Origin of the sequence: Moorena sp. SIO4G3, from assembly GCF_010692305.1 — a bacterium.
Taxonomy (GTDB): domain Bacteria; phylum Cyanobacteriota; class Cyanobacteriia; order Cyanobacteriales; family Coleofasciculaceae; genus Moorena; species Moorena producens_A.
In genome coordinates this window covers 1-15,606 of sequence record NZ_JAAHIG010000051.1, presented here as the reverse complement: position 1 = coordinate 15,606, position 15,606 = coordinate 1, and the positions used below count along the sequence as shown (strand labels likewise).

The window sequence follows — 15,606 nt, the reverse complement described above, 5'->3', positions numbered from 1 at the left end:
AAAAAAATTTCAGGGGGTCTACTAAGACCCCTTTGTGATTTTTGGTGGAAAATGGGGGGATGGAAACATAGGCAACAGAGGGAAGATATAGCATTTATAAATTCGGTGAGGTACATTTGGGATGTTAGGGAATAGGCAAAAGGCAAAAGGCAACAGGCAACAGGGAAAAACTATTGTGCACCTCATTAATATGATAAAAGCTATAAACAAGAAACCCTCGCCCAAAGGCGAACAACCAAATAACCTTAAACCAAATAACCTTAAACCAAATAACCTTCAACCAAATAACCAAATAACCTTCAACCAAATAACCTTCAACCACATAACCTTTAACCAAATAACCTTCAACCACATAACCTTTAACCAACCTGATCAAACGTGGCTCTACGTAACCTGATTCTATTATTTAACCCCTCTACTACAGACTGGGCAGTTACTGCTCGGTTACTGAAGTGGTTAACGTTTCTATGGCTGTTGATCGGAATAGTAATTCTGTTCTCAGCTTCTTATGCGATCGCAGATGTCGAGTTAGGGGATGGGACATACTACGTCAAGCGACAGCTGATGTGGGTAGTCTTGGGTTTAGTGGGATTTAACCTATTGGTGCGATCACCGTTGCGTTATTTGCTAAAAATCAGCCATTGGTTGGTCTTGGTGCTCTTGGTGCTGCTCTTATTGACGTTAATTCCTGGTGTGGGAACAACGGTTAATGGGGCAACTCGCTGGGTATCTGTGGGTTCGGTTCCCCTACAACCGTCGGAGTTGATGAAGCCGTTTCTAGTGTTACAAGCGGCTCGGGTATTTGGGCAGTGGGACCGGCTTCAGTGGCGGACCCGTTTGACGTGGCTGGGGATTTTTATGGTGGTGTTGCTCGGAATTTTGTTACAGCCTAATCTGAGTACAACAGCACTTTGTGGGATGACCTTGTGGCTAGTTGCTCTAGCGGCAGGGTTACCGTTTTATTACTTGGGAGGTACAGCATTTGGTGGTGTCCTGCTGGCAGTACTCAGTATCAGCATCAAGGATTACCAGCGGCGTCGGGTGATGTCATTCCTAAATCCTTGGGCTGATCCCATGCGAGATGGATACCAATTGGTTCAAAGTCTTCTAGCTATTGGCTCGGGTGGTACTTGGGGCTCTGGTTTTGGGTTATCCCAACAAAAGTTATTCTATTTACCGATTCAACACACTGATTTTATCTTTTCTGTCTTTGCTGAAGAATTTGGCTTTGCTGGTAGTATAGCGCTAATGTTTTTGTTGATGACATACATGACCCTAGCGGTGATTGTAGCTATCAAGGCAAGAAACCGAGTCTATCAGTTAATCGCGATTGGGGCAATGCTGTTTATTGTAGGACAGTCTCTGTTAAATATTGGTGTTGCTTCTGGGGCTCTTCCCACTACTGGTTTACCCTTCCCATTCTTTAGTTATGGGGGAAGTTCGATGATTTCCAGTTTGTGTTCCGCTGGGTTGTTGATTCGGGTGGCACGAGAGAGTAGTGAGGCAAAAGTTGTGTCTATACAAAGTCGCCGCCAGTCGATAGCAGAACGACGGCAAAGAAGGCACAAGGTAAAAGCCAAAAGGTAAAAGTGACCAATATATTTTTTTAATCTGGTGATGTACAGAGTTTAGTGTTTTAGGGAACAGGGAATAGGGGACAGGGAACAGGGAACAGGGAACAGGGAAGAGTAACCCACCCCTAACCCCTCCCAGGAGGGGAAGAGGGAACAGGGCAAAATTTATTGTACCTCATTAGGGTAAAAAAAGCTAGACAGACTAGTAATTTTTTTTTCAGGGCATTCCGACTCCCGACTCCCGACTCCCGACTCCCGACTCCCGACTCCCGACTCCCGACTCCCGACTCCCGACTCCTGACTCCCGACTCCCTAAAACCGATGTCTAGGTCTAGGTTTTTAGCAGATACAAAAACTCCAACGGTAAACCATCAGTATCAGCGATAAAGGCTACCTCATAAACATGATTACCGATCATCTGTTGGGTAGGTTCCAACAGAACCTTCAAGGGCTGAAACTGCTCTGGGTTCTGCTCAGAAGCCTCTTTAAAACTTTCTTTCAAGGACTCTAACCAACTTGGCAAGTCAGTAGCGCTATCAGTTAGGTCAAAAGATACGTGGTAATATCCCACATAATGCTCATCCCCAAAGGCATCCGGTGCTGGTAATGGTTCAGGAATTTGGATCAGTTCCAAGCGTCCCCCCAGTCCCTTCAGCCAACACGCTAGAGTCATGCCAGTAGTGAAGCGTTCAGATACTGTGAATCCTAACTTCTCATAAAATGCGATCGCGCGATGAATATTGGCTGTGCGAATCGAAGCGTGATGCATGGATTTTGTCCTTTGGCCTTTTTCCTTTCTAACCAACAACAGGTCTACTGAAATCACCAATTAGCAATCACTAATCACGTGCTCACCAATCACCAATCACTAAAACAATCGGAAATAAGGGTAGCGCACAGGTACCCCAGGTTCTTTTTCCAAATCAAAATTGATCACTTCCCAACAAGGTTCTTCCTCAGGTTCTGGGCTAAATTCTACTGGCAAACCATACAACCTGGGTTGGCCTGACTCTGAGTTCCCTCGCCAGGGGGTACTGCGCTCTAGGTAGGCACTCACTAATTCCCGATAACGACTGGCAATAATCACCCGTGTTGCCCGATATCCTTCAGTGTACAGTTTGTCTAGGGCTTCGTGAATCTCAAAGCGAATTCCATCAGGATGAGTGTGTTGTCGGTACCATTTATCTTGCCATAGACGCCAGTGACGCCCAGATTGTAAATGAATCAGTTCCCCAGTTTTTGGGTTGGCTTCAAACGCACCATGACGTGGACACAAGTAAGTGTCAGTCAACGTCAATGCCGGAATTATCTGACGGCAGTGAGGACATTTAATTTCTGAACCGAATATCGGGTACTGCAAGCTAGAATCAATCATTAAATGCTAGGGAGTGCCTTAGAGGTATATGCTATTACCTAATGGCTCCATCATTATAACTGGGTATTTAGTGGTGTTGGTCTCAGTGACCCCACTGTAAAACCTATGTAAAACCTAAGGTATTAATTACCATTATCTCCCTATTGTGATTAATTGTGGATTATCCCTTACCTCAAACCCCAATACTGACATCTTTTTGGCCTCCCCCAGATCTTTCTCTTGCTGCCTTTGTCGCCCCTAATGCTGTAGTTATGGGTCAGGTGTCCGTAGCTGCAGGAGTTAGCATTTGGTATGGTGCTGTAGTCAGAGGTGATGTGGAACGGATCGAGATTGGCGATCGCACTAATATTCAAGATGGCGCAATTTTACACGGAGATCCCGGCAAGCCAACAGTTTTAGAAGACCATGTCACAGTTGGTCATCGCGCTGTCATTCATTCAGCATATATTGAACAGGGTAGCTTGATTGGTATTGGAGCAGTGGTACTCGATGGGGTTCGTGTCGGTCATGGTAGTATCGTGGGCGCTGGAGCTGTGGTTAGTAAAGACGTTCCTCCCCTTTCCCTGGTAGTCGGTGTCCCTGCCAAAAAATTACGAGATGTTTCAGAGGCTCAAGCCGCTGAACTGATTGAACATGCACGGCACTATGAAAAGTTGGCTCTAGTTCATGCCGGTAAAGGCACAGATTTAGGATTTAGTGTAAAATAATCTTTCGCTGCCGTTGCCAGGCACCCGGAACAGGGAACTTCGGATCAGGGAACAGTGGACAATAATTGAGAAAAACACTATCACAAAAGCCCTGTATCGCTTTTTAGCGATTCCTTACCAATTATTCAACTGTGGGTAACTTTGATTAACTTTGGTTAAGTTTTCCCAAGAAGCGTGCAACGTCTTGGACAAATGGGTGATCAGGTTAGTGAAAAATTAACTAAAAAAAATTGACCCATAGGTGCGACTATATATTTGACACTCCCCGCCCTATAAGGACGGGGATTCTCACTTCAAAGAGCTGCCTTGCCTAACCAGGCCGGAGCCAGGAAAGGTAGAGGGCAATTCTCCATGAGCGTGTTTGGTCTATGACCTAGGTTTCGGTGTGCCCCACCGTACCTTGTCTTGATGCAGTCGCTCATGGGGGTTCCCCCCATGAGCGACTGCATCGCTTTTTTTATATAGATAGTATAGATAGATACTTTTTTTTATCTAAATTTTTCATAGACGTTTAAGTCGTTAGACCAAATTACGCAATATGTATCTGATACATATTTTTTACGTTGCCTACTTATGGTTAGATAGTATTTATCTAGTTTTTTAGTCTATTGTTTAGACTTTGATGGTAGCATACCTAGTACAAACTGTCAAGGGCATTGTTTAAAAAAAAAGCCGTCCTATAAGGACGGGGCGCGATTACCAAAATTTTTTCGTAAAAACACGGAAAAACGCGGGAGTAGCAATCTAGTACATGATTAGCGTAACGCATGCGTAACATACCCGCATGTTTTCAACAAAACTCCTCTGGGAATGTGGTACAATTCGCCTATGCAATAACCAAGCAATAACAGTATTAGGCTTGACATCCAGATAATCTTCTACAAGAGTGGGTAGCCTGTGAAAAGGTAACTGAGTAAAGCCATCAGTTTTAAATCTCCCGAAAATAACGGAGTAGAGCAACAAAGTTGTCACCTCAAATTCAATTTCAATATTAGGTTGGGTTCCAGCCGATTTGAAGCCTGTGGATAGGGTGCTGCCGACAGTCCTAGTTGAAACAGGAAGTAAACAGGCGTCGTTGTGACGTTTTTGTCAGCGATGTTCACGTTTTATAGAACAGGACACTAGAACCATGGATTTACGTCTATTAATAGTCTTATTGCCTTTACTCCTAGCACTAGGCTGGGTAGCTTACAATATTGGTGCGATCGCTCTCAAACAAGCTCAAAATTATTTGAATAGATCTCAATAAATCCCGCGTCAACCAATTCAGCAATAGTAGCTTTGTACAAAAGCACAATAGCCAGCTGTTCCCTCAAAAGGAGGATACAGCTGGTTTGCTTGAGCTATTGAGCAATCTTATTTTTGGCAAATCAGTGGCTCTGAACCCAATAGATAATTTAGAAAAGTACCAGCAACAATCGATAGTTGTTTGCTACGTGGATAGACCGCATACCAGTAACGCTCGATGGGAAAGTGTTCTACATCCAAAACCACCAGCTCAGAGTTAACCCCTTCCATAACTAAGGTATGACGAGATAATACAGAAATTCCTAAACCCCCTGCGATCGCTTGCTTAATTGCCTCATTACTCCCCAAATCCAGCCGCACCTTTGGTGAAATCTGGTGGTAATCGAATAGTTTTTGTACAGCTTTGCGTGTTCCCGAACCAGGCTCCCTCATAATAAAGGTTTCTTGAGCTATACGTTTAAGGGAGATATTTTTTTCCTGAGCTAGAGGATGATCGGCCCGTGCGATCACAACCAGGGGGTTTTCTTGCACTGGTTTATAGCAGATCTCCTGGTTTTCTGGAAGCTGACTCATAATGTATAAGTCATCTAGATTCTCACTGAGACGACCAAGGATGTATTCGTGGTTGGTGACTTGCAGAGAAATATCAATGCCTGGATAACGCTGGCAAAACGGACCTAGTAAACGAGGAATAAAATATTTCGCAGTTGTAATCACTGCTAAGCGCAGACGCCCCTGTTTTAAACCTTTGAGATCTGCCACTTTCATCTCAAACTGGTCTAAATTCTCAAAGATATCGCGGCAGGTTTTAACTAGTTCCTCACCAACCTGGGTCAGGTAGATTCGCTTACCTACCTGGTCAAACAGAGGCATACCAACAACTTTGGTTAGCTGCTTCACCTGCATAGAGACAGTGGGTTGGGTGAGAAACAGTTCCTCTGCAGCTCGTGTAAAGCTGTGGTGCCGAGCGACTGCTTCAAAGACCCTTAACTGATGCAATGTGGCTTGCTTCAATGATATTACTCCTATGAGGATATAGATCTTAGTCTTTGACAGTCTTTAAAGTCAGGAGTAGGGAGTGGGGAATGGGGAAAAGAAAGTTTCATAGTGTTCATGGTGGACTTTTTTCCATGGTAGCTATTATGAATCTTTGGTACGTATGGGTAAGTTTCTTAAATCTGGTAGTTCTACAAGCTCTTTTTCTGCTTCCTTTACCTTAACTGGTATTCTCAACGGTTGTGGTTGCTCCTCGATCAGGCAACTCGCTACTGGCAAGCTTTTCTCTAAATCTTCAAGAGGTCTAGGAATCACTGTCACAGCGGTTAGTTCACCAATACGCTGGGCTTCAGCCATTCCAACTTGTAAAGCAACTGCTACATCTGCCACACGACCCCGAATAATGGCAGTACATAAACCCGCCCCAATGGTTTCGTAGGCAGTAAGCTGTACATTGGCAGCTTTGAGCATGGCATCGGAGGCCCCAACCATTGCTGGCAATCCCCTGGTTTCTAAAAGACCTAGGGCATGATTACTGACCCGGCTACGATGATTTTGGTTAACTTGATCGAGTAGGTGAACACCGATGGGAAATATCACTTCCAGGTTGGGAAGTGGTCGCGCAATGATTGTCGAGGAGAGCAACTCACCCTCTCGTTGAGCATAATCCTTACCCGATTCGACAGCAATTCTGACCTCAGCGATCGCTCCCCGCACAATGGCAGTGCAGTGACCACTACCAGTTTTTTCATAACCCACAAGGGTAACTTCTGCTGACTTGAGCATGGCGTCAGCAGTACTAACAATCACTGGAAAACTTAGAGTAGAGACTAAACCTAGGGAGGCTTGGTTAAACCGTTTTCTCTTTGTCAAGGGATCGTCAGGGACAAGCCCAGGTTTGTATAACTCCATCAGACAGAAGACCTCTCTTTGGTTGTCGGCTGTTAATTGTTGGCTTATATCAAGTTTAGAAAGTTAAGTGTTCAGCAGAAACCTACAAAGGTCAATCAAGAAGCAGCTCATGCCATTGGACTAGATGATTGGCATGGGTTTTGTCTGGGAGTAGTGTGCCGACCACCGGTATGATCTAGCATTTCTCAAATCGGTCAGGTAGACAGTTGCAGGGTTGGGCGGGAGTCGGGAGCGGTGCGACCCGTGGCGAATTTAATTCGCCTACGGAAAGCGCACCGAGGGAGTCGGGAGTCGGGAGTCGGGAAGTCAGAAAAGGGATCCCCCCTAACCCCCCTTAATAAGGGGGGAACTTAATAAGGGGGGAACGGAAGTGGGAAAAAATCCTGTTTACCTCATTACTACGAAAACTGCTATAACTATAATTTATAATTACAATTAATTATACTAATAAAACTGTAGGCGAAACCGCTAGGACAACTAACTATAGAGCGTCACATTGAGGCATATGGGGTGGCTGTTGGCTTGAGACTCCCAACTTGTGTCGTTCTAGCTATCCCAAGGGCGTTCCTTCTGGTGATCAAACTTCTGACAATCGCCTTTCGAGTCCTTTTTTCTATACCAGTAGGAAATTTAGATTAAATCACATAGAATTAAACCCTTGTTTATTTGATAGCGCTTATCCTAGTAATAAGGTAAACATATTTTTTTTCGGTTACCTTTTACCTATTACCTAAACTCAAAAAGTAACCTCACCCTTACCTAGTTGATAACTACTATATCAATACCCGTTGATGGAGCCGTCACCATGAGTAGTCTATCTAAACTTCAAAGCCGAAAACTTGGATTAATCGAATTAATCTCAATGGGGTTTGATGTTTATCTGAAAAACTTGAAGCCTATCCTACTGTTGTTTTGTACGATTTATTTACCTTTACTGATAATTTTGTCAGCTTTGAACCCTGAAAATCAAAATAACCCTTCAGGATGGTTTTTGGCATTTTTTGTAGTTGTTTCGATTGTTGTCAATTTAGCCGGTATTATATATATCATAGCCTTATCGCTGATTACAGAAAATTATCTTCATGGAAGAGATACCAGTTATCAGAGTGCAGTCCAAAAAATAGTTTCGAGTTTACTTCCTCTAGTTGGCCTAGTTTTGAGATTTTGGATTAACTATTTGTTACGATTTATGCTACTTATAATCCCAGGGATAGTTTATGCGGTAAATAATCAATACTATGGGCTGGCTTTTATTCTCCGAGACCAAAGGGGAAAAGACGCTTTCGATTACAGTCGCTCTATCGTTGAAGGGAATTGGTGGAAAGTATTATTCTTCATTTTTCTAAGTGTATTGAGTGCTTTAGGCTGCCAATTTATCTTGAATAGTGTATTAAGTAATATTCCTGTTATGAAAAATTTTTGGGATGATTTACTTTCAGTAATTTTACCTAAATTTATCGTCATCGGGATTGCCATTGGTAATATACTTCTATTTCTTAACTTAGATTATCAGAAAAGTTTGGAGAGCTGATTAAATTGAAATCATTAATAGGCTAGGTCAAGCTGGTGACTTAAAACCAAGTTCTGTATTCGTCTAAATAACCGTCGTAGTACAATTCTTCTTCTTCAAGGCAATCTGGAGTATCGACAGTCGTCTCTTGTGTTAAGTCTATTCCGTGATACTCTTCCTCTAGTTTTTTCATCTCTTCAAACAGACCTTGTTTCTTCAGCTTAGCTCTTTCTGCCACAAATTTGTTCCATTTCTTACATTTTTTCCTAGCTCGTTCTCCTGGGACGTTTTTACAGTTTACAGGCCTATAGTCGCTAGGTTCATAAAACTTATGTCCCCCAGGATGTTTTTTCTTTTTTTTCTTACTCATATTAGTGGATTTTACTTTTTATGGACTTCTAGAAATTTTGGCCGAAAGTCAATTGAGTAAGATTTTATCCCAGATTGTTATAACTCACTAGTTAATCTCTGTATTATTATACCTCATAAGTAGTTACCTATAGGTAATTGCAAGGCTTGGTTTGGCAATTCTTAGCATGTCATTGGCTCTCTCCCTCAAGCAATTTACTTTTCTAAGGGTAAAGTCAAGGGCGATCGCATAAGCGCGGAAGCTGAGGCCGTAGGCCACGCGGGGCGCGTTCGAGTGACTCGCGATGGGGCTCAATCCACGCGCATCGCTTGTTGTCGATTGCTCTATGATGCTCGAATCCCTAGCTACATAAGCTTCAAACTTATGTAACGGTTAAGACTTACTCCAGACTCAGCAGCTTTTATTGCCAACGAACGATGTTGCTCCGGTGGAATTCGTATTTGAAATTTACCGCTATATTTTTTCTCGGCAAGAGGTTGTGGAATAGATTCTCCAGAGGTTTCCATGTCTTCGAGGACTTCTGCGACTAAATTACTAATGCCTTCTAAAGCAGCTACCAGAGATGTGTCAAGGTGAGATAGACTGGGAAATTCTGCACACAATCCCACAAACTCCCCGTCTTCTTTTGACCATGTAATGCTATAAGTGTAGTGTTGGTAATTAACTTTCATTACTATCCTCCAACTTCTCAATAGCCTCTAAGACTTGACGAACTTGATAAACTTTAGCCTTTCCACTCTTTCCCTTTTGAATAGTGACACGAGGATTTCCTTACCACCGGGTCTTATAAATATAGGTCAAGATGATACAAACACCTGCCAGTCCAGAAACCGAAACTCTATTGATTGAGTTGCCTAGGACAATCGGGTTATACGTGACCCAAGAACAGTTTGCTGCCCTAGCCGCAGCCAACCGCGACTTGAGACTGGAAAGAACGGCACTGGGAGAGTTAATTGTGAACCCACCAACAGGCTGGAAAACTGGAAAACTAAATTGGAGTATTTCTGGAGAGTTGTATTTGTGGTGGCGTAATGCAGGGGAACCGGGTAAAGCTTTTGACTCTTCCACTGGCTTCATTTTACCTAATGGTGCCACTCGTTCTCCCGATGCCTGTTGGGTGAGCCGAGAACGTTGGCAGACCCTTACTCCAGAACAAAAAGGCACGTTTGCTAATATTTGCCCGGATTTTGTGGTTGAGTTACGGTCTAGCTCAGATCGGGTTCAGTCTCTGGAAGCTAAAATGACGGAGTATATCGACAATGGTGCGAGACTGGGTTGGTTAATCGATCCACAGCAGCGACTGGTGGAAATTTATCGACCGGGTTTGGCGGTGGAAGTGTTGGAGAATCCGGCTGAGTTGTCGGGGGAAGAAGTGTTACCGGGTTTTGTGTTGGATTTGGGTCGGGTGTGGGATTGAAAATATAAATGCGATCGCTCTCTGTCTTGATGCAGTCGCTCATGGGGGAAACCCCCAAGACCGCGCTGCATCGCTCGAAAACCCTGCACTCAAGTTGATTCTGATCGCGCTGCCAAGAATTCCTCCGGTAGCATTACCGGAACTGAAGATGACACAAAATCAGATATATTGCGTGTAACGATCAGGTCGAGACCTAAGGCAACTGCAGCTTCACTGCTCACTGCATCCTCAAAATCAGTCATGGAGCTTTCCAGAGCAGCTCGAATCACCTGATCGGTTATGCTGGCAACTTCAATACGTTCTAATAACGTCGATAGTAGTCTCCGTGCAACGTCACTGCCTACCTGACGACGCAAAATATAGAAAATATTGGTTATGGCATGGCCTGAAACATATCCTTCAACGTCTTCCTGGGTTACTGTATTTAATGCTTGTGCTGAAGCAACCACAAATGGTTGGCGTTGAGCTAGAACATCAAGTAATACGTCGCTATCAAACAACACCCGTCTCACTTGTATTTTGCCTCAATATAATCGATGTAGGACTCTTTGGAATCCTCTGGAGTTAGCTCAACCACACCAAGTAGGCTTTGAGTCCAAGGATCAAGACCAGTCATTGGTGTTGAACTTGAGCTATAAGACCTAGATAAGAGGGTTTCTTGTTCAATTGAGGCCAACAGGGACTGGACTAAACGCCAGCGTACGCTTATTGGTAATTGCAATGCTTGGTTTTGCAATTCTTGCCATGTCATTGGCTTTCTTCCTCAAGAACTTCCTATTCTAATTGTAGAGTATCGGCCAGTAGCAGTGATGTGATCCCTGCCTCGCACATCCCCAGGTAAAGAGCAGCTTTTAAGGCAGTCTGAATTGGCACTGGGACTAAATAGTCTCCGGCTGCCGGGGGTGAGGGATTGGGGATGTCGAGTTGGTCATCAATTCTCGAGTGCGATCGCATAGCGTGACCTACGGTCAATCGCATAAGCGCGGAAGCTTCGCGTGACTCGCGTAGCGGCTCAATGCTCGCCCATCGCTTATTCTCGATTGCTGTATGATGGTGCTATAGGAGAGACTTGACGACTATAGCCTTTCGTGTAGGAGAGGTAAACCTAGGAGGTCTTTTTTTCTTGTCCAATAAAACTCCGGATATCTTTCCCCTATTGCCTATTGCCTATTGCCTTTTGCCTATTTCTGCAATACGTGTCTTTACAACCCAGATACAAACGCGCTTATGACTCCTTTGGCATTAAATTTAGACACCATTGATCTGACTGACGAACAGTTCTATCAGCTATGTCAGAATAACCGTGAATTACAGTTTGAACGAACCCCCAAGGGAGAATTAATTATTATGCCACCTGTTGGCGGAGAGAGCGGCAATCGAGAAGCAGATTTAATTATCGATTTGGGAATTTGGAATCGGCAAACTGGTCTCGGTTATACCTTCAGTTCTTCCACTGTATTTAAGTTGCCCAATGGCGCAAATCGTTCTCCTGATTGCGCTTGGATTAAAAGGGAACGTTGGGAAGCCCTTACCCCTGAACAAAGACGCAAGTTTCCCCCGATTGTACCGGATTTTGTGATTGAGTTAACGTCAGCAACGGATAATTTGGAAATGCTGCGTTCTAAGATGGGGGAATATAGGGATGTAGGGGTACAGTTGGGATGGTTGATTAATCCCCAACAGCAGCAAGTGGAAATTTATCGTCAAGGGCAAGAGGTAGCGGTGCGAAACCTTCCTACGGAATTATCTGGTGAGAATCTATTGCCTGGATTTAGATTACGTTTATCCCGGTACTTGTAGGGCGACAGGAATATAGGTTTTGCTCATTTAGCCTCAGTTTCCTTTAGCTTCAAAAATGCCTTAGCTTTGGCGATTCTGACAATATGCTCTAAATATTGATAATGTTGCCAGAGCTGTTCCTCGGCTGGAGTCAAACCTACTGTCCGATTTTTCTCTAAGAGAATAGATAACTGAGATTGTAAGGCTTCTGAGGGGCGTAGAGCAATAATAGCTGATTCTGTAGGGAGGCTTGCCAAAAATTCCAAGACTTCAGCCATACCGGAAAAACCTTCTTGAGGAATAGCATTAAATTCTCGCAATCCTAAGGCTAGGATTTGAGGTAGCTGATCACAAAAGGGTTGAAGTTGAGTGACTACTTCATCAGGTAGATCAAAGGTAACTTCCATTAGCTTTTCTTTCTGGGATTGTTATGGCGTTACATCCATTATAGTGATTCAATCATGGATGTAGGACTCAATTAAAATCGACTAGTTGAATATTTTACCATGGGAGTATTAAGCCTAGGATAAGCCATTTCATGACTGATATTGTCGGGTGCGTTAAACTTTGTTAACGCACCCGACAATATCAGCTATCGCACTTTTGTCAACTTCTCAATGGAGAAATAATGACTGTGACTTTTGTCCCCTAATACAATGAGCAGGCCTCGAGATTCAATGGTTGGCTACAATTATTATCAAGTTTCACATTTGCAGGAGTGTTAGGAGTCTCAAAAACAACTACAGATTCGCTATTACCTAAATCATCAAATGATAGTTTATCATGATAATTGTTCACTTCTGCTGTCCATGTACAATGATCACCATAACCCGAAGCGCGAAATCCGTACACTGGCCCACGGACTTTATTTAGACTATCCCATGTATCTCCTTTATTTAAGGTTGTTTTGTAGTTTACATCACAGCTTAGTGTTGGTGCAGCATGGACTGGTTGTGTAAAAACTGTAAAACCAATTAGCAAAGCGATAGCCACTAATGTGGCTGGAATTGCTTTAAACCACTGTTCAAACTTTTCTGATAACATTATTTCCTCCTTAAAAGGAATAAATTGTTTAAAGTTACAGGTAGCATTGTTTTCCACCTTTCAATCTAAAGACGATCTAAGAGAGTAATATCTGAATTTTTGATAATTAGCGTTCCCGTAGCGTCGGCTTTGCATAATTGCACCCTAATTCCCTAAAAAAGAAAAGCGATCGCGTAGCGGCTCAATGCTCGCGCATCGCTCCTTCATTCCCAAACTTTACTAACCGCGTTCGCACCCCTTCGTACCCTCAACAAAAAAGCGCACGCTACACGAACGAAAGCATATGCGCGAAGCGCACGCTACTTGAGGTGCCGTCAGTCGTCAACCATTCCCAAGATATGAGGGGGTGACAAAAAGACCTGTAGGCGTTGCGTCAGTCTGTGAATGAATAGGAGTAGAGTGGGCATCCTGCCCGCCCGGAAATATATTGAAACTGGCAAGATGCCTATTCTACCTCACTTTTAAAATCATTCCATTATTAAGCAAGGCCGGCCTGTAAGCTTTACCGGATGGAAATTTGAGCAAATTGTGATCAAAAAAGATAAACCCGCTATGGCATTGTATAAATGCGGGATGATTTTGATAGTTTTTTGGGGTGGGCATCTGGCCGTGGAATGGCCATCTTGGTGGAATGGCCATCTTGCTGCGGAATGGCCATGTTGGTGGAACAGGCATCTTGCCTGTTTCAATTTCCGAGCAGGCAAGATGCCCACCCCACTGATATTTATCCCGCCCCTCAGCAATGCCTCATTGTTGACTTCTAACTTCCCCTCAGAAGTAGCTGCAACAGGAACCGACTCAGACTCCTGCACCAATAGCACTTCCTCACCAACAACACTCTCCACTTCCTCCACCGCAACATATGATGTCACCGTCTCGCCCACAATCGATTCAACTTCTGCATTCGGCTCGGACTTTTCCCCAATTGCTGACTCTGTTGCCTGATTAATTGGTGTAACCGATAAATCCTGATCAGTCTCATCCTCCCCGAGAAAATATCCCCTCAATTCCTCTCGCAGAATGGCTCGCGCCTGGGAGATGCGCTTGCAGACATTCTGGTAGGAAATCTCTTGCTGTTGGGCTATCTCTCGATAAGACAGTTCTTGATAAAAGTGCAGGATAAAGGTCTGGTGCAGCCGAGCAGGTAAGTTATCAATGGCACTGCCGATAGCAATCTTTTTCTCGTCTGTTTCCAAAGCCCTTTCTGGGGTATCGTCACAGGAAACCAATCCTTTTTCCTCTGGAATCCCTTCTATATCCTCAACGTGGTTCGCGCTGCGACTATGTTCTCGATGAATATCGACGCAGAGGTTATGAGTTAGCTTTGTCAGCCAAGCCTTAAAATTAGCGATTTTTCGCCCAAACTTTTGCACCTTCTCCCATGCCTTGAGCATCGCCCGACTCAGGGCATCTTCAGCATCGGTAGGGTTTCCACCCATCCACCTGAGACAGCGATGATAGAGATAGTCTTGATATTGCTGCCATTGCTGCCAAAACTCTTTCTCTGAAAAGTGATGGGATTGACCCAATGCAGTAGAAGTGGCTTCTAATTGAATATCTGACGTCATAATTGATTGATCAACACAATGGTGTATGCTCTCCACGGGAGTCCAGGGCTGATTTGTATAGCACTACGCATTAAGGTTAGGACGTTGATACAAGCTGAAAAGCTCTTTTACTCAACTTTTGCCTTTTGCCTTTTGCCTTTTGCCTTGCGCGTAGCGCTATACTCGACATTTTTGACCTGGATTACCCGATCACCATTTGAGAGTATAGCGGTTTTTAGTCTGTTAATCTCATAAAACTCATTTAAAAACTCATGTAAAAACTCATCTATAGGGTTTTTATATAGGTTGTAAACAAAATTATTGCTCAAAAATGCAAGAGGCAAGAGGCAAAACGCAAGAGGGTAAAGAGATTCAAAGTTTTATTACCCAATCCAAAAAGACCATACACGTTTACATCTCAAATAGAAACCCTATATACAGTGGAAAGTCGGGAGTCAACAGAAGCGGGAAATGGGGATAATTCTCCCTATCTACCCATTTTCCGCTTCTAAAAATCTGACGAAATCGCGTTTATACAAACAAAATAAATGGCTGTGAAGGGCAAAAGCCACTATTATCTGCTATTATCTGCTATTATCTGCTATTATCTGCTATTATCACCCTCCCTTGTCAGGGATTCCCAGTAAGACAACTAGTTAACAATATTTAATAGTCAGCTGGAAATTATATATGGTAAGCTCACTTAGGGTCAGGATAATAAATGAAAGGAGGAAAGTAAGCCTTGAATGCCTGCCATATCGTTAAGCTCCCTACTCGCAAGAAACGGGCAAGATGCCCGTTCCACCGAGAGGAGTGCTATTATCCCTTTAATCGACTGGTAGCTGACCAGCCTTAGTTATATAAACTAGCTGATCGCTAAGAGTTGAAATTACTAAATCTTGGTGCATTTCCGGATTTAAGGAGTCGCGCCAAAATAAATTACCTATTACAGGTTAATTTCGACAAACATTTTATAACGCCATTCCTTAGAGGTTGTCTGAGAAGTCCCATTTGCTACATCCAAGCCCCCTAAATCCCCCAATTTTGCGGTGCGACCCAAGGGCGATTTACTCGCCCATTGGAAAGCGCACCGGAAGGGACTTTTAGAAGCAAATGGACTCTTGTTC

22 protein-coding genes and 1 pseudogene are annotated in these 15,606 nt (G+C 43.6%); 7 read left to right on the top strand and 16 right to left on the bottom strand.

Annotated elements, in window-relative coordinates:
- Positions 1-21: 21 nt before the first annotated feature.
- The gene (locus F6J99_RS12410) at positions 22-186 is read right to left on the bottom strand and encodes a hypothetical protein (RefSeq protein ID WP_293113177.1); all 165 of its coding nucleotides are present in this window, start codon (positions 184-186) and stop codon (positions 22-24) included.
- 192 nt (positions 187-378) lie between these two features.
- Between F6J99_RS12410 and F6J99_RS12405 the strand changes: the two genes are divergently transcribed.
- The gene (locus F6J99_RS12405; protein ID WP_070394729.1) at positions 379-1,587 is read left to right on the top strand and encodes an FtsW/RodA/SpoVE family cell cycle protein; all 1,209 of its coding nucleotides are present in this window, start codon (positions 379-381) and stop codon (positions 1,585-1,587) included.
- 155 nt (positions 1,588-1,742) lie between these two features.
- Positions 1,743-1,961, top strand: coding sequence for a hypothetical protein (locus tag F6J99_RS12400; protein WP_293113176.1), 219 nt, complete (start codon positions 1,743-1,745; stop codon positions 1,959-1,961).
- Here the strand turns inward: F6J99_RS12400 and F6J99_RS12395 are convergent.
- Both F6J99_RS12395 and F6J99_RS12390 read right to left on the bottom strand, forming a co-directional pair.
- Entirely contained in the window at positions 1,906-2,343 is a 438-nt protein-coding gene (locus F6J99_RS12395) for a VOC family protein (protein ID WP_070394730.1), read from the bottom strand. The genes F6J99_RS12400 and F6J99_RS12395 overlap by 56 nt on opposite strands.
- Before the next feature lie 99 nt (positions 2,344-2,442).
- Positions 2,443-2,949 (bottom strand): TIGR02652 family protein, encoded by a 507-nt coding sequence (locus F6J99_RS12390; RefSeq protein WP_070394731.1) that lies wholly within the window; start codon positions 2,947-2,949, stop codon positions 2,443-2,445.
- Between the two features lie 155 nt (positions 2,950-3,104).
- Between F6J99_RS12390 and F6J99_RS12385 the strand changes: the two genes are divergently transcribed.
- On the top strand, positions 3,105-3,656 hold the full coding sequence (locus tag F6J99_RS12385) for a gamma carbonic anhydrase family protein (protein ID WP_070394732.1): 552 nt from the start codon (positions 3,105-3,107) through the stop codon (positions 3,654-3,656).
- A gap of 293 nt (positions 3,657-3,949) precedes the next feature.
- Here the strand turns inward: F6J99_RS12385 and F6J99_RS12380 are convergent, their stop codons facing one another.
- Positions 3,950-4,093: a hypothetical protein gene (locus F6J99_RS12380; protein ID WP_293113175.1), complete on the bottom strand. Its 144-nt coding sequence runs from the start codon at positions 4,091-4,093 to the stop codon at positions 3,950-3,952.
- Positions 4,094-4,785: 692 nt separating this feature from the next.
- On the opposite strand from F6J99_RS12380, the gene F6J99_RS12375 reads away from it, so the two are divergent.
- On the top strand, positions 4,786-4,905 hold the full coding sequence (locus F6J99_RS12375) for a photosystem II protein Y (RefSeq protein ID WP_070394733.1): 120 nt from the start codon (positions 4,786-4,788) through the stop codon (positions 4,903-4,905).
- Positions 4,906-5,012: 107 nt separating this feature from the next.
- Here the strand turns inward: F6J99_RS12375 and F6J99_RS12370 are convergent, their stop codons facing one another.
- A complete protein-coding gene (locus F6J99_RS12370) occupies positions 5,013-5,918 on the bottom strand; it encodes a LysR family transcriptional regulator (protein ID WP_293113174.1) in 906 nt (301 codons plus the stop codon).
- 126 nt (positions 5,919-6,044) lie between these two features.
- A complete protein-coding gene (locus tag F6J99_RS12365) occupies positions 6,045-6,812 on the bottom strand; it encodes a BMC domain-containing protein (RefSeq protein ID WP_075896843.1) in 768 nt (255 codons plus the stop codon).
- Between the two features lie 805 nt (positions 6,813-7,617).
- Between F6J99_RS12365 and F6J99_RS12360 the strand changes: the two genes are divergently transcribed.
- Positions 7,618-8,343, top strand: coding sequence for a hypothetical protein (locus F6J99_RS12360; protein ID WP_293113173.1), 726 nt, complete (start codon positions 7,618-7,620; stop codon positions 8,341-8,343).
- A 40-nt stretch (positions 8,344-8,383) separates the two neighbouring features.
- On the opposite strand, the gene F6J99_RS12355 is transcribed toward F6J99_RS12360, so the two are convergent.
- Both F6J99_RS12355 and F6J99_RS12350 read right to left on the bottom strand, forming a co-directional pair.
- On the bottom strand, positions 8,384-8,692 hold the full coding sequence (locus F6J99_RS12355) for a hypothetical protein (RefSeq protein ID WP_070394736.1): 309 nt from the start codon (positions 8,690-8,692) through the stop codon (positions 8,384-8,386).
- 344 nt (positions 8,693-9,036) lie between these two features.
- Positions 9,037-9,363: a type II toxin-antitoxin system HicB family antitoxin gene (locus F6J99_RS12350; protein ID WP_293113172.1), complete on the bottom strand. Its 327-nt coding sequence runs from the start codon at positions 9,361-9,363 to the stop codon at positions 9,037-9,039.
- Between the two features lie 131 nt (positions 9,364-9,494).
- Here F6J99_RS12350 and F6J99_RS12345 point away from each other — a divergent pair, with 131 nt between their 5' ends.
- On the top strand, positions 9,495-10,109 hold the full coding sequence (locus F6J99_RS12345) for a Uma2 family endonuclease (protein ID WP_293113171.1): 615 nt from the start codon (positions 9,495-9,497) through the stop codon (positions 10,107-10,109).
- 89 nt (positions 10,110-10,198) lie between these two features.
- Here the strand turns inward: F6J99_RS12345 and F6J99_RS12340 are convergent, their stop codons facing one another.
- The 3 genes from F6J99_RS12340 to F6J99_RS12330 are packed head-to-tail and all read right to left on the bottom strand — an operon-like array spanning position 10,199 to position 11,087.
- Entirely contained in the window at positions 10,199-10,621 is a 423-nt protein-coding gene (locus tag F6J99_RS12340; protein ID WP_293113170.1) for a PIN domain-containing protein, read from the bottom strand.
- The gene (locus tag F6J99_RS12335) at positions 10,618-10,860 is read right to left on the bottom strand and encodes a hypothetical protein (protein WP_293113169.1); all 243 of its coding nucleotides are present in this window, start codon (positions 10,858-10,860) and stop codon (positions 10,618-10,620) included. Before F6J99_RS12335 ends, F6J99_RS12340 begins: the two co-directional genes overlap by 4 nt.
- A 23-nt stretch (positions 10,861-10,883) precedes the next feature.
- Entirely contained in the window at positions 10,884-11,087 is a 204-nt protein-coding gene (locus tag F6J99_RS12330; RefSeq protein ID WP_293113168.1) for a hypothetical protein, read from the bottom strand.
- 249 nt (positions 11,088-11,336) lie between these two features.
- Here F6J99_RS12330 and F6J99_RS12325 point away from each other — a divergent pair, with 249 nt between their 5' ends.
- Positions 11,337-11,909 carry a Uma2 family endonuclease gene (locus F6J99_RS12325; protein ID WP_293113167.1) on the top strand — a complete coding sequence of 191 codons (573 nt, stop codon included), beginning with the start codon at positions 11,337-11,339 and terminating at the stop codon, positions 11,907-11,909.
- Positions 11,910-11,932: 23 nt separating this feature from the next.
- On the opposite strand, the gene F6J99_RS12320 is transcribed toward F6J99_RS12325, so the two are convergent.
- The 5 genes and pseudogenes from F6J99_RS12320 to F6J99_RS12300 form a co-directional block, all read right to left on the bottom strand.
- Positions 11,933-12,295, bottom strand: a complete 363-nt coding sequence (locus F6J99_RS12320; RefSeq protein ID WP_293113166.1) for a hypothetical protein — start codon at positions 12,293-12,295, stop codon at positions 11,933-11,935.
- 241 nt (positions 12,296-12,536) lie between these two features.
- A complete protein-coding gene (locus F6J99_RS12315) occupies positions 12,537-12,989 on the bottom strand; it encodes a hypothetical protein (protein ID WP_293113165.1) in 453 nt (150 codons plus the stop codon).
- Positions 12,990-13,399: 410 nt separating this feature from the next.
- Positions 13,400-14,500 (bottom strand): sigma-70 family RNA polymerase sigma factor, encoded by a 1,101-nt coding sequence (locus F6J99_RS12310; RefSeq protein WP_293113164.1) that lies wholly within the window; start codon positions 14,498-14,500, stop codon positions 13,400-13,402.
- Between the two features lie 107 nt (positions 14,501-14,607).
- The gene (locus tag F6J99_RS12305) at positions 14,608-14,823 is read right to left on the bottom strand and encodes a hypothetical protein (RefSeq protein WP_293113163.1); all 216 of its coding nucleotides are present in this window, start codon (positions 14,821-14,823) and stop codon (positions 14,608-14,610) included.
- A 602-nt stretch (positions 14,824-15,425) separates the two neighbouring features.
- Positions 15,426-15,606: pseudogene (locus F6J99_RS12300) on the bottom strand (hypothetical protein); the annotation flags it as partial.